The organism is Pontibacter pudoricolor (genome assembly GCF_010092985.1).
Lineage (GTDB): Bacteria > Bacteroidota > Bacteroidia > Cytophagales > Hymenobacteraceae > Pontibacter > Pontibacter pudoricolor.
Map to the genome: position 1 here is coordinate 1726849 of NZ_CP048106.1, position 16836 is coordinate 1743684.

Below are 16836 nucleotides of genomic sequence, written 5' to 3' on the forward strand. Positions count from 1 at the left end.
AGCGGCCAGAGTACGCCTATAGCTCTTACTCGCGCCCCGCGAGCGAGAGCTAAAGCATGTAAATCCTGCTTCTAAAAAAAGAGACGCAAGGTTTTGCGTCTCTACAGATACTGTTAAATCTAATAAATCTCCATTAATTGAGGTTCAGACACAAATCTTAGTTTACTTTCCGAACCCGCTCCAGTTTCAGCATGTTCATAGGGTTTGGCTCCAGGCCTTGTATGTTATTCTGGGTCAGGCGCAGCACTTCGTCGTAGTATAATACTATAACCGGGCATTCTTCTACCACTATCCTATCCATGGCCTGGTAAAGTTCCCAGCGTTTCTGCACGTCACGTTCCAGCTTGGCCTGTTCGTATAGTTTGTCGAATTCCTTGTTTACAAAGTGCGTTTTATTTGGCCCTGCCGGAGAAAAGTTTTTGCTATAGAACAACGCCAGGTAGTTTTCGGCATCCGGATAATCACCCAGCCACGATTTCATGAAGAACGGGGCACGGCCATTATCTACTGTCTCCTGGTGAGCCGGGCCCTGGTTAATATCGATTTCCACCTGCACACCCACTTCCGCCCATTTTTTCTGCATATACTCGGCCAGTTCCTTGTGCTCGGCTACGGTGCTCAGGCGCATTTTAAGTGGCTTCTGGTAACTATAGCCGGCAGCAGTCAGCAATTCTCTGGCTTTTTTAGGATTGTAACTATAGCCCGGCACTTTCTCCTGGCTAAAAGATGGCAGCGATGGGGGCACTATACCAGAGTGGCCCGGTATACCAATATTGTTCCGGAAATAGGCGATCATTTCCTTCTTATTGATAGCGTAGTTCAGGGCCTGTCGCACACGTTTGTCCTGCACCGCCGGGTTCGGGTCTTTCAGGTTTTTAGGGTCCAGCTGGAAACCGATGTATTCGGTGTTAAGGTAAGGCTCTTTGCGAACGGTAAACTTTCCTTTAAAATCGTCCTGTACCGTCCCGTCGTTGTTCAGGATCAGATCACGGCTTCCTTCCCTCACGCCCGAAAGGAAATCCAGCTTACCCTGCATAAAGGTCAGGAACTCCGATTTTCGGTCAGTGATGAAAGATATCTGCACAGCATCCAGGTAAGGCAACTGCACTCCATTTTCATCTTTCTTCCAGTAGTTCGGGTTCTTGTGCATGATTATGGCATTGCCTTCGTCCCATTGCTTGAACACGAAAGGACCTGTACCCACCGGGTTCGCTCTGAAGTCTTTGCCATACTTTGCTACAGCTTCCTGAGGAACTATAAATGCATACGGCATCGTCAGAATTTCCAGGAAAGCAATGAAAGGCTCATTCAGGTAGATTTTGAAAGTAGAGTCGTTTACCGCCAGGAAAGCCGTATCCGAAATTGCACCGTTTTTATCGGAAAGCACTTTATCGTTAAAGATCCAGGCGCCGGTGCTGGCCGTGGCCGGGTCAATAATACGCTTGAAACTATACGCTACATCCTTCGCAGTTACTTTGCGGCCTTTGCCACCTTTAAAAACCTTGTGGTCGTGGAAGTAAACATCATCCCGAAGCACGAAACTATAGGTTCTGCCATCTTCTGACACTTCCCAGCTTTTAGCTATGCCAGGCCCTATCTTCAGCTCCTGGTCCAGTTCCACCAGCCCGTTGTATAGTTGCGTAGTCGCCCAGATATTAGCCTGGTTACGGGCAAAAGCCGGATCCAGCGATGATAAAGCTTCGGGCTGATTATACCTGAAAACAGTTTTATTCGTTCCATTTTTTCCGGCTTCAGTGCAAGACTGGCACAGAAGCAAAACGGTGGATAACAGGGCAAAAACGGTGGATAAAAAAACGTGGCGGGTTCTGATTTGCATCCGGTAAAGTGGTCAAAAAAATGTATCTTTGTGCAAGATAAAAATAACTAACGTAGATAAGTAAGCACTAATCAGTAAATCATGGAAATAACATACTACGGACAGTCTTGCTTTTTAATTAAGATCGGCGATCTCAGCGTTTTGTTTGATCCGTTCATTTCACCAAACGAGCTGGCAAAGGATATCGATGTAGACAGTATCAAGGCTGATTACATTCTGTTGTCGCATGGCCACCAGGACCACGTGCACGATGCAGAGCGAATTGCCAGGAACAATGGCTCAACTATAGTTTCAACATTCGAGATTGCCAGTTGGTACGGTGAGAAAGGAATAGAGAAAACGCACCCGATGAACATTGGCGGTAAGGTTACGCTGCCTTTCGGAACGGTGAAGATGGTAACTGCCGTTCATTCGAGCTCATTGCCGGATGGAACGTACGCTGGTGTTGCGTCGGGGTTTGTGGTTGAAACTGAAGATAAAGCCTTCTATTTTGCCGGTGACACCGCCTTGACTTATGATATGAAGCTGATACCGGAGCAGTTCGACCTTGATTTTGCATTGTTGCCGATCGGTGATAATTTCACAATGGATATACACGATGCCCTTATTGCTGCTGATTTTGTGCAGGTTGATAAGTTCATCGGCATGCATTACGACACGTTTCCATATATTGCCATCGATCACGAAGAGGTGAAGGAAGTAGCGCAGATGGCAGGAAAAGAGTTAATTCTGATGGAGATAGGTCAAACTATAAACCTATAAGTATAGCATGGCTCATCTCACAAATAAGCTAAAGCACCTGTTAATTGATATTACAGGATATTGGATTTATAAGAAGAGATATTTGCCAATTGGAACTGACTTAGCTGTTGATATTTCTACAAGGTTAAGATTTGCACCCAGAACAATTTTTGATGTTGGTGCTAATGTGGGCCAGACAGCGAAACGCTTTGACAGCATTTTTGAAGGTGCTAAAATTTACTCCTTTGAGCCAGTAAATTCAACCTTTATGCAGTTAGTAGGTAACTTAGATAGTAGAAGAAATATTGTCTTAGAAAATATAGCTCTAGGAGAATCCGATTCAACCGAAGAAATAAGCCTGTTTGAAGGAGAACTATCTGTTCTAAATTCGCTTAATCAAAATTCAATGAATAGAGATTGCGAAGCCAGAAAAGAAATGATAAAGATTTTAAAACTTGACACTTATTGTTCTCTTAATAAAATTGAAAGTATAGACCTTTTGAAAATTGATACCGAAGGTTACGAATTACAGGTCTTAAAAGGGGCTCAGTATTTTCTGGAGTCTGGTAAAATTAAGATGATTTTAGCTGAAGTTGGTTTTAACGTTAAGAATAAAAGAAATACTCACTTTAATGAGTTAAATGAATTCCTGACAAGTTATAATTTCAATTTCCATTCCATGTATGATGTTTCAAATCAATTCATTAAACATGGGGAGAATTTTGCTAATGTACTTTATGTTCATAATCAACTATTTGACTAAGTACATTTTTTCAGCTTTTAACCTATAAGTATAGAATGGGAAAAATAATAGCGGTTGCCAATCAAAAAGGAGGCGTAGGTAAAACTACCACAGCTATAAACCTGGCGGCAAGCCTGGCAGCCTTAGAATACAGAACCCTGCTGGTAGATGCAGACCCACAGGCCAATGCCACATCCGGGCTTGGCTTTGATCCGGCCAGTATCACTTCCAGTATTTACGAATGCATGGTAGAGGATCTGAATCCGGAAGATATCATTCTGCAGTCTCCTAACATCGAATTCCTGGACCTGATTCCGTCGCATATCGACCTGGTTGGTGCTGAAGTAGAGATGATCAACCTGGATAACCGTGAAGAAAAGATGCGCGAGGCCCTGAAGCCCCTGCGTGAGAAGTACGATTTCATCATCATCGACTGTTCGCCTTCGCTGGGTCTGATCACGGTTAACTCGCTCACTGCCGCTGATTCGGTAGTGATTCCGGTACAGTGCGAGTATTTCGCGTTGGAAGGTCTGGGCAAGTTGCTGAATACGATCAAGATCATACAGTCGCGCCTGAACACTGAACTGGCTATAGAAGGTATCCTTTTAACCATGTATGATGTGCGCCTGCGCCTAAGCAACCAGGTGGTGGAAGAAGTGAAAACACACTTCCAGCAAATGGTTTTTGATACGATCATTCCAAGAAATGTGAAGTTGAGTGAGTCGCCAAGCTTTGGTTTACCGGCCATTTTGCACGATGCTGAAAGTAAAGGAGCGCTGAGCTACCTGAACCTGGCCCGTGAAATTGCCGAGAAAAACAGCGTGGCACTGGAGAAATAACCCTACCCTTACATGTCTGACAACAACAATAAAACACCTAAACGCACAGGAGGCCTCGGCAGAGGTCTTGGCTCTCTACTGGAGGGTAACAAGTACACAGGTAAAATTGATTCGAACACCATTAATGAAGTCAATACTATCGCAGATATAGCCATAGACCAGATCCAGACGAACCCCTACCAGCCGCGTACCCACTTCGATCAGGGCGCACTGGAAGAATTGGCGGAGTCTATCAGAATACAGGGCATCATTCAGCCAATTACTGTTCGTCAGCTCGACCAGAAAAGCTACCAGCTGATTTCAGGTGAGCGTCGTTACCAGGCGGCTAAGATGGCCGGACTGACAACGATACCGGCTTACATCCGCAAGGCTGACGACCAGCAAATGCTGGAAATGGCCCTGATCGAGAACATTCAGCGCGAAAACCTGAACGCCATCGAGATCGCCCTCTCCTATCAGCGTCTTTTATCAGAATGTAGCCTGAAGCAGGAAGAACTGGGTGACCGTGTCGGTAAAAAGCGAACCACCGTAACCAACTACCTGCGCCTGCTTAAATTGCCGCCGGATATCCAGATCGCCCTGCGCGATAACGTAATTTCTATGGGTCACGCACGTGCTTTGATCAACATAGATACGATTGAAAACCAGCTGGAAGTTTTCAAGAAGGTTGTGAATGAAGAATTGTCGGTGCGTAAAGTAGAAGAACTGGTACGTAACCTTCAGAATGCTACTAAAAAGCCGGACCCGCAACAGAAACTCCAGTTTAACAAGTACGAAGAAGAGATCAGGTCTGTAGAAACACGCTTGTCTTCTCAGTTTGGTACTAAAATACAGGTGAAGGCAAACAACGATGGTAAAGGCGAGATAAAGATCCCGTTTGTATCTGTAGATGAGCTGAACCGTATCTTAGAATTACTTAACTACTAATAAACTATAATGAGGCTAACCGTTAGCATTGCTTTATTCTTTTTGAGTATAGTTGCTTTTGTTGCTCCTGCCCGCGCGCAGGTCATAACGGCTGGCCCCGATTCGGTTATAGTTTCCGTTCCGGATACAGCAACTGCCGACGATAACAGATTTTTCCTGAGCAAATGGGACAGACCGGCCAAAGCTGCTTTGTTTTCAGCTATAGTTCCAGGCTTAGGTCAGGCATACAATAAGGCTTACTGGAAGTTGCCGATCGTTTATGCAACAGGTGGTGTATTAGCATACTTCTGGATAGATAATAACAATAAATACCAGGATTATCGCGAAGCACTACTTATCCGAACAGATGGCGACGAAAGTACCATAGATAAATATGTGAACAGTAATATTTATGGTACACAACGCTCTAATGGAACAGACAACCTGAAGCGTGCCCGCGATTTCTACCGTCGTAACCGTGATCTGACGATCCTTTTATCTATTGGAGCTTATAGTTTGCAGATTGCAGAGGCCTACGTGCACGCCCACATGAAAGAATTTGATATAAGCGACAACCTCGCCCTAAAAGTACAGCCCAACCTGATCCAGGTTCCTGTGCAGGCAGCTGTAACGCCAGGCTTAAGCTTAACGCTATACACTAAATCAAAATGAGAATACTGTTGATAGGCTACGGCAAAATGGGCAAAACCATTGAGCAGATGGCCCTGGCAAAAGGCCACCAGATTGCCGGAACTATAGACCACACCAACACCGAAACACTTAGTAACTATACAGCAGCCAACGTTGATGTAGCCATCGAATTTACGCACCCTGAGGCTGCTTTTGGTAACATTACATACTGCCTGCAACATAACATTCCGGTGGTAGTTGGCTCTACGGGCTGGCTCGATAAGCTGGAAGATGCCAAGCAACTATGCGCTGATACCAATGGCGCCTTCTTTTATGCCTCAAACTTTAGCGTAGGCGTTAATTTGTTTTTCCACTTTAACGAGTATATTGCAGCTAAAATGCAGGCTTACAAGGAGTACAGCGTAGGCATACGCGAGATTCATCACCTGCAGAAAGTGGATAAGCCAAGCGGTACCGGCATAACGACCGCCGAAGGTATATTGCCTCATTTCCCTGCCCTGAGCGGCTGGGTGGCTGATCAGGAAATAGAGGGTAAACTGAACATTATTTCAGAACGCGAACCGGATGTAGTTGGCACACACATTGTTACCTATAGTTCTGACGTTGATAAAATTGAACTTTCACATGTGGCACATAGCCGCACCGGTTTTGCCGAAGGCGCCCTGATGGCAGCCGAATGGCTGAAAGATAAGAAAGGCGTTTACGGCATGAAAGACATGCTGAATCTGTAAAAATCATAGCGAATCCTGCATGAAAGTTAAGTTCTGGGAGAAAAAGCCAGTTACCAAAGAGCCTAAAAAGAAAAAAAGCTTTGCCCGCGAATGGGGCGATGCCATCCTGTTTGCCGTGGTGGCAGCCAGTTTAATACGCTGGGCTACGTTTGAGGCGTACACCATTCCTACTCCATCCATGGAAAAGTCGCTGTTAGTTGGCGATTTCCTGTTTGTGAGCAAACTGCACTATGGCCCGCGCACGCCCATTACACCATTGCAGATACCATTAACGCACCAAACAATCTGGGGCACCAACATTCCATCTTATTCTGATGCCATTCAGTTGCCATCGTACAGGTTGCCTGGCTTTTCGGAAGTGAAGCGGGGCGATGTTGTGGTTTTCAATTACCCTCCTGAAGATCAGCATCCGGCCGATTTGCGCACGAACTATATAAAACGTTGCGTAGCTGTGGCCGGAGACTCAATTGAAGTGCGTGACATGCAGGTTTACGTGAACGGAACACCGGCTGCCAATCCTGAAAAACTGCAGTACAGTTACCACATGGCTACGTCCAAAATTCTGAACGAGCAATTTTTCCTGGATCATGATATGGACCTGACCAGCGTGTATGCCTGGGAAGGCGGCTTCCGGTTTAATGCCACACCGGAAAAGGCAGCAGAGCTTGCTAAGTTGGATTTTGTTGATAGTGTTACACTTTTGAAAGACAGACCAGGCGTTCAGCAACCGGATATTTTCCCGCATGTGCCTAGTAAATATAAGTGGAACCAGGACTTTTTCGGACCACTGTATGTACCAAAAGAAGGCGCTACTGTAGCTATTACACCAGAAACGCTTCCGCTTTACGAACGCGTGATACTGGAATACGAGCACAACGACAACGCCGAAGTACGCGACGGCAAACTATACCTGGATGGCAAAGAAGTTAACCAGTATACCTTTAAGCAGAACTATTACTTTATGATGGGTGATAACCGCCATAACTCAATGGACTCGCGCTACTGGGGTTTTGTACCAGCCGACCACATTGTAGGGAAAGCAGTTATGATCTGGATGTCAACAGACCCTTATGGCAAATTCCTGAATAAGATACGCTGGAACCGCATTTTTAATATCATAGAATAAACTATAACTATAGTTCATGTTAATCAGAAGCCAGACCTAACCGTCTGGCTTTTTGCATGCTATCCCTTTTTTTTAAGCTGACTGATAGCACGGTGTAAATCATAAGCAGCACCCTACCCTTTTCTATAATCTAAACAACGCAGCGCCTTACTGTGCTGAATGTAGCCCTGTAACCAATTACACGTATAGGAAGGCAAACTATAAAGCAGATCTTAACCAGATGTTATGGAAATTCTTCGGACCTATATCGAATATGTTGTCGGAATTATAGAAGCCATTGGTGTTTTAATTATATCAATAGGGGCTGCCATCGCTCTCGTTAAGTACCTGCTCCCCATGCTGACAGGCAAAAAGTATTACAAGGAACTGCGACAGGATTTAGGTAAAACCATTTTGCTTGGACTGGAAATCCTGGTTGCGGCGGATATTATTGCCACCGTTTCTACAAAACCGGATTTGCAGGGCGTATTGATACTCGGTATGATCATACTGATAAGAACGTTCCTGAGCATTTCGCTGCAGGTGGAGCTGGAAGGCAAATTCCCGTGGAAAAACAAGAATCCAGAACTATAGATCCGCAACACAGCAGCATGCCCAACTATACGCCCGCATCATTACCGTAACTATAGTTTACCAGTCTATTGGTTCTTTGCCATGCGCTACCAAGTAAGCATTTGCCTTGCTAAAATGGCGGTTTCCGAAAAATCCGCGGTCGGCTGCGAAAGGCGACGGGTGCGCTGACTGTAGCACAAGGTGTTTTTGAGGGTCTATGATGGCGCCTTTTTTCTGGGCATAGGCACCCCAAAGCATAAACACGACATGCTCTTTCTGATCGTTTACCTTCTGCACTACAGCATCCGTGAACTGCTCCCAGCCTTTTTTCTGGTGCGAACCGGCATCGCCTGCGCGTACGGTTAGTGTGGCGTTCAGTAATAATACACCCTGCTTTGCCCAGCGCTCCAGGTTTCCGGTGGCTGGCAGGTCTTTGCCCAGGTCACTTTTGATCTCCTTAAAAATATTAATAAGTGAAGGTGGCGTACGCACCTCGTCGCTAACCGAAAAAGCCAGCCCGTTTGCCTGGTTTGGCCCATGATAAGGGTCCTGGCCCAGTATAACTACTTTCACCTGATCGAAGGGGCACATTTTAAACGCGTTAAAGATCTGGTTACCCGGTGGATAAACTTTTTGGGAATTGTATTCGTCTTTAACAAAAGCTACGAGGTTTTTGAAATATGGCTTTTCAAATTCATCTTGCAGCACATTTTGCCAGCTTTCTTCTATCTTTACATTCATAAATGATGGATGAAGGGTGTGAAATAATCCTGAAACTTAGTTAATGATGGTAACTCTTTTACACTTCAGCAGTTTCTAATATACAATAATAACTGTAACATGGATACAAAAACGACAGAAGGAGTGAAAGTAACAGTCACCACTAACTACCTTCCAGATTATTCGAGTCCGGTACAGCAGCACTTTGTATTTGCTTACAAGATAACGATAGAGAATAAAAGCGAGTTTACGGTGAAATTACTGCGCCGCCACTGGTATATACACGATGCCACAGGCACTGTGCGCGAAGTAGAAGGCGAAGGCGTAGTGGGTCAGCAACCTACCCTGGAGCCAGGCGAATCGCACGAATACGTATCGGGCTGCAACCTGAAAACCGGAATTGGCAAAATGAGCGGCACTTACTTAATGGAGCGCCTGGTAGATGGAAAGCAGTTCTATGCCACTATTCCTGAATTTACCCTGATCGTACCTTATAAGTTAAATTAAGGGTTGGAGGCTGAAGGTTAAAAGGTTGAATGGCTATTACTGAAATTTACATCCAACGCTTAAACATCCGGCAATCAAACCCTTCAGCTAATCAACTGAAAAGCTTCAACTATAGCCAGTGTCTTATTTCAGCCAAGCCATAGATTACCTGCTTTACAGGGCACGATCCTTTAAACTGCATGGCGTACACTCCCCTTTCGTGTTTAATTTGTACAACCAGGTTATACTGCATGGTGGGTCCTATTATGCTTATCCGCGGGTAGAAGCTGTACGCGAAAACCTGCTGGCTGAAGACCGCACTATAGAAGTAACCGATTTCGGGGCCGGATCTAAAACGATAAACTATAAAACCCGGAAAGTTGCTGATATCGCCCGCACCTCAGCAAAGCCTGCCAAATTTGGCCAGTTGCTTTTCAGGCTGGTCAATCATTTTCAGCCACGATATGTGTTTGAGCTGGGTACTTCGCTGGGGATAACGACTGCTTATTTAGCTGAAGCAGCCCGTAAAGCGCAGGTGTATACTTTTGAAGGATGCCCAACTATAGCCGGTGTCGCAAAAGAGAATTTCGAATACCTGCATCTCCGCAACGTCGCACAGATAACCGGCAACCTCGACCAGACACTCCAACCCCAGTTAGAGCAGATACCGAAACTGGACTTTGCTTTTTTTGACGGCAACCACCGATACGAACCCACTATACGCTATTTCACACAGTGCCTTTCAAAAGTACATGAAAACAGCGTGTTTGTGATAGATGATATCTACTGGTCCCCGGAGATGAAACGTGCCTGGCAGGAGATAAAAAATCATCCGCAGGTGGGCCAAACGATTGATCTGTACTTTGTAGGGTTGGTCTTTTTCCGCACTGCTCAACCAAAAGAGCATTTTACGCTGGGTTTTTAGGAAGATGGCTGATTTCTAAAAGAGGAACTATAGTTTAACTCACAGATCTCCCCCTTTCAGTAAGTCATCAACTATAAAACAAAAAGGACAAAAAACCGAAGTCCTTTGTCCTTTGTCATACGCTTATTATTAACCTTAGCTTATCGCCTGGCGAATTCTGATCAGTTTCTGCATTAAGCCTTCCAGCTGATCTAGAGGTAGCATATTGGCTCCATCGGATTTGGCAATGCTTGGCTGCGGATGCGTTTCTATGAACAGACCATCAGCTCCTACTGCAATGGCTGCTTTAGCTATAGTTTCGATCAGGGCTGGTTTACCACCTGTAACCCCGGAGCTTTGGTTTGGCTGCTGTAACGAGTGCGTTACATCCATTACCACAGGCGCCCCCGTCGACTGCATTTCAGGTAGGTTTCTGAAGTCAACAACCATATCAGAATAACCAAAGCTGTTACCACGGTCAGTTAATATCACCTTTTCGTTGCCTGATTCGCGCACTTTATCAACAGCAAAACGCATGGCCTCACCAGATAAAAACTGGCCCTTTTTGATATTTACCACTTTGCCTGTGTTGGCTGCAGCTACTAACAGGTCTGTCTGACGACACAAGAAAGCTGGTATCTGCAGTACATCTACATATTCGGCAGCCATCGCCGCTTCGTGGCTCTCATGTATATCGGTAACAGTAGGCACATCGAAGGTCTGGCTCACTTTCTGCAGAATGCGCAGCGCTTTTTCGTCGCCGATGCCGGTAAAAGAATCCAAGCGGGAACGGTTGGCTTTTCGGTAAGAGCCTTTAAAAATGAGCGGAATATGAAGCTTGTCGGTTATAGTTTTTAAGCGTTCTGCAATCTGCATGGCCATTTCTTCGCCTTCTATAGCGCATGGGCCAGCCATTAAAAAAAAGTTGCCGCTTTGTGTATGGTGTAGTTTCGGAATCTCGAACATCATTTTAAATTTTGATAACTATAGTACAAAAGTACGCATTTAGCACTTATTTCTTCTGCAGATTGATGAAAAGCTCTCTGCCCTGCCTTGGGGGGATGGAATTGTATGCCCTCCCGAAATGCCTGAAAAGAAAATACGGCTCAAAATACTGCCTGTACTCTTCAGCTGATCCACCAAACGGAGGGCCTTCGTGTGTAAAGTTAGTATCGAACAGCAAGCCAATAACTTTCCCGCCCGGTACCAAAAGTTCAGCGCATTTCCGTGCATAAGCGGCGCGCAGGTCTGGCGCAATAGCACAGAAAAACGTTTGTTCAACTATGAGATCATACTGCCCTTGCAGGTCAAAAAAATTCTGTAATAACAGCTGCTCTTTAGGGAAGTTCTGCACACGCCTGGCAAAATTTTCGAGGGGCGCAGGAGCCACATCGGCCACAAATACATTTTTAAAGCCGCTGTTAACTAAATATTCAGCTTCGTAGGCATTTCCGCAACCAGGTATTAAAATGCGCAGGTCTTTGTTTGTAAGCTGGTCGAAATACGTTTTAAGGGGTGTCGTTATAGTTTGCGCGTCCCACCCGGTCTGGTTATCCTGATAGCGTTGTTGCCAGTAGGCAGCATTAAATTCTTGTTTCATGAGGTTAAGATATATAATGCAAATGTCTTATATTTGATACTTTACATGTGCCGAATGTATACACACCGGTCCTAAATCAAAAATATAATCTATACATATGTCAACGAACACACCCGAGAACAGAGGTAACAGAAAGCTCCTGATTGTAGGTTTTATCGTCATCCTGACCAGTATAAACGGTATTCTGCTTTATATGAATTATCAGAAAAAGGAGAAAGCTGAGGAGCAGGAAGAGGTTATCCGGGTGAAAAACACTGAACTGGAGAACCAGATAAAAGTTTACGAAGCCCTGAAAGCTGATTTTGAGCGCCAGAGCCAGGAACTACAGGCAATGGGCCTTGAGAATGATTCACTTGAGTCGAAGATCGCTGCTATTTCTGCTGACCTGGACCAGTTGCGTGGCTTCCGTAAGAGCAGCTATACTCTGGCAGATCAGCGCAAGTTCCGCGAAAGAGCGCAGTCTTTTGAGAAACAGCTTATTCAGAAGGATAAGGAAATTGCTAAACTGAAGGAAGACAACGAAGTGCTGTTTACGGAAAACACGACCCTGAAAACAACCCAGAACAAGCTTTCCGACAGCCTGATTACCATGAAGTCTACCAACCAGGACCTGACAGAAAAGGTAAAACTGGCATCTCGCCTGGAGGCTCAGAATGTTAACGTGAACATAATTAACCAGCGCGGCAAAGAGAAAGACGACGATGACAGCGAGTACAGAGCCAAAACGGTAGACAAGATCAAGGTTTCGTTCAAACTTGCCCAGAATGATGTAGCTCCAAAAGAGCCTAAGACAATTTATATGCGCTTAATTGAGCCTGATGGAGCTGCATTGTACAACCTTTCTACTGGTTCAGGCACTTTCCAGATTGATGGGGAAGACATGTACTACACTGCCAAGCGTGATATCGTATTTGACAACACGCAGCAGCAGGTAAGTTTTGTTTACGCCAAGAACGCGGCCTATAAAAAAGGCCAGCATACTATTGAGCTGTACGCGGACGGTTTCCTTATCGGAAGAACTTCTTTTGTCCTGAAATAACAGGTAACGAACTATAGTTATTGAAAGCCCCTGCCCTCGCAGGGGCTTTTTGCATTTATGGTCTTGAATGCTATAGTTTACTTTTTTGTCATTTCGACGTCAGGAGAAATCTGAGTTCTATAGTTGGTTATAGTTGCAACTGGAACCAAGCCTTTTATTCCATAGCATTTTCTAATCCTGGGAGCTCTACTTGCCTATAGTTCTATAGTTGGCTTTGGTGCCCTCACGGCCGGGAGGCCCCGTCTTGGGGGTAGGGGCCCTCGATAAGGGCATCGCGCGGCGCGAATCTCTTTTGCTCGTTCCTCGCAATGCCTGACGGCACCAGATATTCACAAGGCGCTCAACCCAAAGACTGCGATCTTTCTCATAGCAACAAGTATCTATAATTTGAACCGGTAAGCTTCGAGATTTATCGTGGCTATAGTTTCGTAGGGACAGGTCGCGACCTGTCCTGTGCATGGTCTGTAACTATAGCTAATTCAGATTTCTCCTTTCGTCGAAATGACAGCTGGGCAAGCAGTAGCAGAAAGTCCCCCTTTGAAGGGGGCAGGGGGATGACAAACAGTAACTATAAAACGATAGCCACCAACTATAACTATAGCTGAAATTCCCCTATTGGGAGGGGCAGGGGTGGGTTAAAACAGCAACTATAGACCGATAGCTGAACTATAGCGACTGCTCAAAAGCTCCTTCCCCTGTTTTTAGGGGAAGGCTGGGAAGGGGTGAAACCACAACTATACAACTATAGCTGCAACTATAGCAATTCCCTTTATCCCAGAAATACTTTAAATCTCACTTAATTCCGGTTCAGACAATGCCTGTCCTTTCAGGCCAGTTGAGTCGGGAAACTCAACACCATTGTAAGTCGCTCGCGCCAGCCTAAAATTAACCATAGATCAAACTATAAACTCGCAAACTATAACCATAAAAAAGCCCCTTCTTTCAGGAAGGGGCTTTAGTCCATCGTTCACAAATTGATAGCGTTTTCTATACCTAAGTAAGATCTAATCAACTAACATTTTCCGGTCCTGGATCACTTTAAAATGCTCCACCATCTTCACTGATTCAGAAATATCTTCCGTAAAAATTGCAATGAAAGAACCAGGCTCTGCACGCTCAAGGGCATAGGCAATAGCACGCATTTCTTCTGGTATAAGCTCAATCTTTACGCCGGTATTCGTATCTTCTATACCATTTATCAATGGCTGTGTGATCTCATCAGCGGTCTTGCCGCGCAGGTCATTATCAAGCCGTATTATCACTTCGTCAAAAATATTTCCTGCGGCTTGTCCGAGCTCATAAAAGTCTTCGGTGCGTCGGTCTCCTACCCCGGCAATAATGCCAACCTTATGCTTCACTTCCAGGCTCTCAATAAACTGCCCTATTGCTTTCAGTCCTCCTACGTTATGGGCATAGTCTACCAGCACCTCAAAATTCGGGAACTTGAACAGGTTCATACGACCCGGAGTTTTAGCCGGCGATGGTATAAAAGTTCTCAGTGAAGTCTTAATATCCTCGATATCGAAGTGTGAGATATAGCCTGCCAAAGTAGCCGCCAGTATATTTTCGATGTTGAACCTGGCACGACCACCAAACGTGAGCGGAACATCACCCACGCGGTCCACACGCAGCTTATAGCTGTTCTTAAATATGGAGATATAGCCGTTCTCGAACACTGCTGCCAGACCGCCTTTGGCTATATGCTTGAGTATGCGCGGGTTGTTTTCGTCCATGCTAAAGAAGGCTACATTACAGGTTAACCCATCAGCCATTGCATATACCAGGTCATCATCCGCATTCAGTACAGCATAGCCGTCAGGGCTCACACTTTTAGGAATTACTGCTTTAACCTGTGCCAGTTCTTCCAGGGTATGAATATCGCGGAGCCCCAGGTGGTCGGAGCTTACGTTGGTAACTATACCAATATCGCATTGCTGGAAACCCAGGCCGGATCGAAGCAACCCGCCACGTGCACATTCCAGCACAGCGAAATTTACGGTCGGGTCTTTCAGCACAAACTCAGCGCTGTAAGAGCCTGTTGTATCGCCTTTCTCGAGCAACTTATCCTGTATATAAATACCGTCTGTGGTAGTATAACCAACCTGGTAACCTTTATGCTTAACCATGTGGGCAATTAAACGCGTGGTGGTGGTTTTACCATTGGTACCAGTTACAGCTATAATCGGAATACGTGCCGGCTGACCACGCGGGAAAAGCATATCTATAACAGGCTCGGCCACATTGCGCGGCAACCCATAGGTAGGCGAAATGTGCATTCTGAAACCTGGAGCAGCATTTACTTCCAGCACCGCACCACGGGCCTCATTCAGCGGTATGGCAATATCGGTTGTCATTATATCAATACCGCAGATATCCAGGCCTATAATGCCGGCAATCCGTTCCGCCATCAATATATTATAGGGGTCAACCAGGTCCGTAACATCTGTAGCAGTACCACCAGTGCTAATATTGGCTGTACTTTTCAAATACACTTCATACCCTTCCGGCACTACCGACTGAGTTTTAAGCTCCATACTTTTCAGCAGGGCCTGGGTATGCTTATCTATTTTTATCCGGGTAAGCACCTTTTCGTGGCCTATACCTCGTCGTGGGTCTTTGTTTTCTTTATCAATCAGCTGTTTTATAGTTGAGACACCATCACCTACCACCATAGCCGGTGTGCGCTTGGCTGCCGCTACAAACTTCCCGTTTATTACAAGTAACCTGAAATCGAAACCGGTAATATATTGTTCTACCATAACGGCCTGAGAATACTTACGGGCTTCCAAGAAGCCTTTCTTAGCATCGTTCAGGTTCGTGATATTGATGGTTGCTCCCTTACCATGGTTCCCGTCCAGGGGCTTTATAACAAGCGGGAAACCCAGCCAGGTAACTGCACGCCTTAACTCTTCCTGTGAGTACACTGTGGTGCCTTTCGGAACAGGTATGCCGGCATCGCTCAGCATATCTTTGGTTGCATTCTTATCTCCGGCTATCTCTACAGCAAAGCAGGCAGTGCCGCAGGTTAGGGTAGCTTGTATGCGCTTCTGGTATTTCCCATAGCCCAGTTGTATCAGCGAGTGTCTATCAAGGCGGATGTAAGGGATTCCGCGGCTTACCGCTTCGGTAACTATAGCATAGGTACTTGGTCCGAAATATTCAGCTTCACGGATCTCATGCAGCCTTTCCAGGTCATCCCAAAGTTTATACTTTTCACCTTTTATAAGCGCTTCGGTAATGCGCACGGCAGCGTAAGCGGCGTATTCTCCTGCTCTTTCTTCCTGGTAAGAGAAAATAACGTATACCTCGTGGGAGTTACGGGTTGGGTAGCAACGTCCAAAGCCACTGTCCATACCTGCCATTGTCTGCAGTTCTAAGGCCATATGCTGCACTACATGCCCGAAGGTAGTACCTTCTTCTATGGTCTTAAAGAAACCACCCTCAACACCCTCTGAAGAGCGATGAGACAACATGCCGGGAAACATTTTGCGGAGGCGGCTATAAAAATCAGGTAGTTGGTTCGTTAAAACATCACTCTGTTCTTCCAGGTCCAGTTTCAGAACTATAATCTTCGGATGCTTTACAGACCAGTAGTTAGGTCCGCGCATCACGCGTAAATCAACGATTTTCATGTATCAGGTATTGGTAAGCAATTACAATTAGCTTTAAGCAAAGAATATTTCTCAGGTCCGGTTCGACACGATGTCAAAAATTCTATCTGCTCTGTTTATTTAGCTAAGAATAGGCTTTGTATGCCATTTCTATATACAAGCTGGTGGTGTATTAAGATAAATACGTTAGTAAATGATAACCTGATTACGAAGAAATGGCACAAAAGATTAATCTGAACAGGAATATTAATGCTGTTTCTGAAGGGTTTGAATTAACTGCCAGATACAGAAAAAGATACTATAGCAATTAACGGGTTTAAAGAGATGGGCAGCAAAACAAAACGCCCCGGT

Annotated in this window: 16 protein-coding genes; 11 read left to right on the forward strand and 5 right to left on the reverse strand. The window is 45.3% G+C overall.

Going from position 1 to position 16836, the window contains the following annotated elements; genetic code table 11:
• Positions 1-157: 157 nt before the first annotated feature.
• Positions 158-1837, reverse strand: a complete 1680-nt coding sequence (locus GSQ66_RS07385) for an ABC transporter substrate-binding protein (RefSeq protein WP_162426875.1) — start codon at positions 1835-1837, stop codon at positions 158-160.
• Positions 1838-1918: 81 nt separating this feature from the next.
• Between GSQ66_RS07385 and GSQ66_RS07390 the strand changes: the two genes are divergently transcribed.
• The 8 genes from GSQ66_RS07390 (at position 1919) to GSQ66_RS07425 (ending at position 8146) form a co-directional block, all read left to right on the forward strand.
• Entirely contained in the window at positions 1919-2599 is a 681-nt protein-coding gene (locus GSQ66_RS07390) for a metal-dependent hydrolase (RefSeq protein ID WP_162426876.1), read from the forward strand.
• 7 nt (positions 2600-2606) lie between these two features.
• Positions 2607-3341, forward strand: a complete 735-nt coding sequence (locus GSQ66_RS07395; protein WP_162426877.1) for an FkbM family methyltransferase — start codon at positions 2607-2609, stop codon at positions 3339-3341.
• A 35-nt stretch (positions 3342-3376) separates the two neighbouring features.
• Complete coding sequence (locus GSQ66_RS07400; protein WP_162426878.1) at positions 3377-4159, forward strand: ParA family protein; 783 nt, start codon at positions 3377-3379, stop codon at positions 4157-4159.
• 12 nt (positions 4160-4171) lie between these two features.
• A complete protein-coding gene (locus GSQ66_RS07405; protein ID WP_162426879.1) occupies positions 4172-5086 on the forward strand; it encodes a ParB/RepB/Spo0J family partition protein in 915 nt (304 codons plus the stop codon).
• A gap of 9 nt (positions 5087-5095) precedes the next feature.
• Positions 5096-5737, forward strand: coding sequence for a DUF5683 domain-containing protein (locus GSQ66_RS07410; protein ID WP_162426880.1), 642 nt, complete (start codon positions 5096-5098; stop codon positions 5735-5737).
• Complete coding sequence (gene dapB / locus GSQ66_RS07415; RefSeq protein WP_162426881.1) at positions 5734-6447, forward strand: 4-hydroxy-tetrahydrodipicolinate reductase; 714 nt, start codon at positions 5734-5736, stop codon at positions 6445-6447. The genes GSQ66_RS07410 and dapB overlap by 4 nt, the downstream gene beginning before the upstream one ends.
• 19 nt (positions 6448-6466) lie before the next feature.
• Complete coding sequence (gene lepB, locus GSQ66_RS07420; protein WP_162426882.1) at positions 6467-7573, forward strand: signal peptidase I; 1107 nt, start codon at positions 6467-6469, stop codon at positions 7571-7573.
• 225 nt (positions 7574-7798) lie between these two features.
• Positions 7799-8146, forward strand: a complete 348-nt coding sequence (locus GSQ66_RS07425; RefSeq protein ID WP_162426883.1) for a DUF1622 domain-containing protein — start codon at positions 7799-7801, stop codon at positions 8144-8146.
• 57 nt (positions 8147-8203) lie between these two features.
• Here the strand turns inward: GSQ66_RS07425 and ung are convergent, their stop codons facing one another.
• Positions 8204-8866, reverse strand: a complete 663-nt coding sequence (ung, locus tag GSQ66_RS07430) for a uracil-DNA glycosylase (protein ID WP_162426884.1) — start codon at positions 8864-8866, stop codon at positions 8204-8206.
• Between the two features lie 99 nt (positions 8867-8965).
• On the opposite strand from ung, the gene apaG reads away from it, so the two are divergent.
• Positions 8966-9352 (forward strand): Co2+/Mg2+ efflux protein ApaG, encoded by a 387-nt coding sequence (apaG, locus tag GSQ66_RS07435; RefSeq protein WP_162426885.1) that lies wholly within the window; start codon positions 8966-8968, stop codon positions 9350-9352.
• Positions 9353-9470: 118 nt separating this feature from the next.
• A complete protein-coding gene (locus tag GSQ66_RS07440; RefSeq protein ID WP_238395858.1) occupies positions 9471-10256 on the forward strand; it encodes an O-methyltransferase in 786 nt (261 codons plus the stop codon).
• 135 nt (positions 10257-10391) lie between these two features.
• On the opposite strand, the gene kdsA is transcribed toward GSQ66_RS07440, so the two are convergent.
• Positions 10392-11201 (reverse strand): 3-deoxy-8-phosphooctulonate synthase, encoded by an 810-nt coding sequence (kdsA, locus tag GSQ66_RS07445; RefSeq protein WP_162428975.1) that lies wholly within the window; start codon positions 11199-11201, stop codon positions 10392-10394.
• A gap of 46 nt (positions 11202-11247) precedes the next feature.
• Positions 11248-11835, reverse strand: a complete 588-nt coding sequence (locus GSQ66_RS07450; protein WP_162426886.1) for a methyltransferase — start codon at positions 11833-11835, stop codon at positions 11248-11250.
• Between the two features lie 97 nt (positions 11836-11932).
• On the opposite strand from GSQ66_RS07450, the gene GSQ66_RS07455 reads away from it, so the two are divergent.
• Positions 11933-12874 (forward strand): hypothetical protein, encoded by a 942-nt coding sequence (locus GSQ66_RS07455; RefSeq protein WP_162426887.1) that lies wholly within the window; start codon positions 11933-11935, stop codon positions 12872-12874.
• Between the two features lie 1004 nt (positions 12875-13878).
• On the opposite strand, the gene cphA is transcribed toward GSQ66_RS07455, so the two are convergent.
• On the reverse strand, positions 13879-16506 hold the full coding sequence (gene cphA / locus GSQ66_RS07460) for a cyanophycin synthetase (protein WP_162426888.1): 2628 nt from the start codon (positions 16504-16506) through the stop codon (positions 13879-13881).
• Positions 16507-16836 lie beyond the last annotated feature (330 nt).

Coding starts and splice junctions, on each gene's coding strand:
- GSQ66_RS07410 (WP_162426880.1), top strand. CDS start 5,096: ATGAGGCTAACCGTTAGCATTGCTTTATTCTTTTTGAGTATAGTTGCT.
- GSQ66_RS07390 (WP_162426876.1), top strand. CDS start 1,919: ATGGAAATAACATACTACGGACAGTCTTGCTTTTTAATTAAGATCGGC.
- GSQ66_RS07425 (WP_162426883.1), top strand. CDS start 7,799: ATGGAAATTCTTCGGACCTATATCGAATATGTTGTCGGAATTATAGAA.
- GSQ66_RS07395 (WP_162426877.1), top strand. CDS start 2,607: ATGGCTCATCTCACAAATAAGCTAAAGCACCTGTTAATTGATATTACA.
- GSQ66_RS07400 (WP_162426878.1), top strand. CDS start 3,377: ATGGGAAAAATAATAGCGGTTGCCAATCAAAAAGGAGGCGTAGGTAAA.
- lepB (WP_162426882.1), top strand. CDS start 6,467: ATGAAAGTTAAGTTCTGGGAGAAAAAGCCAGTTACCAAAGAGCCTAAA.
- GSQ66_RS07405 (WP_162426879.1), top strand. CDS start 4,172: ATGTCTGACAACAACAATAAAACACCTAAACGCACAGGAGGCCTCGGC.
- kdsA (WP_162428975.1), bottom strand. CDS start 11,201: ATGTTCGAGATTCCGAAACTACACCATACACAAAGCGGCAACTTTTTT.
- GSQ66_RS07450 (WP_162426886.1), bottom strand. CDS start 11,835: ATGAAACAAGAATTTAATGCTGCCTACTGGCAACAACGCTATCAGGAT.
- GSQ66_RS07455 (WP_162426887.1), top strand. CDS start 11,933: ATGTCAACGAACACACCCGAGAACAGAGGTAACAGAAAGCTCCTGATT.
- apaG (WP_162426885.1), top strand. CDS start 8,966: ATGGATACAAAAACGACAGAAGGAGTGAAAGTAACAGTCACCACTAAC.
- GSQ66_RS07385 (WP_162426875.1), bottom strand. CDS start 1,837: ATGCAAATCAGAACCCGCCACGTTTTTTTATCCACCGTTTTTGCCCTG.
- cphA (WP_162426888.1), bottom strand. CDS start 16,506: ATGAAAATCGTTGATTTACGCGTGATGCGCGGACCTAACTACTGGTCT.
- ung (WP_162426884.1), bottom strand. CDS start 8,866: ATGAATGTAAAGATAGAAGAAAGCTGGCAAAATGTGCTGCAAGATGAA.
- dapB (WP_162426881.1), top strand. CDS start 5,734: ATGAGAATACTGTTGATAGGCTACGGCAAAATGGGCAAAACCATTGAG.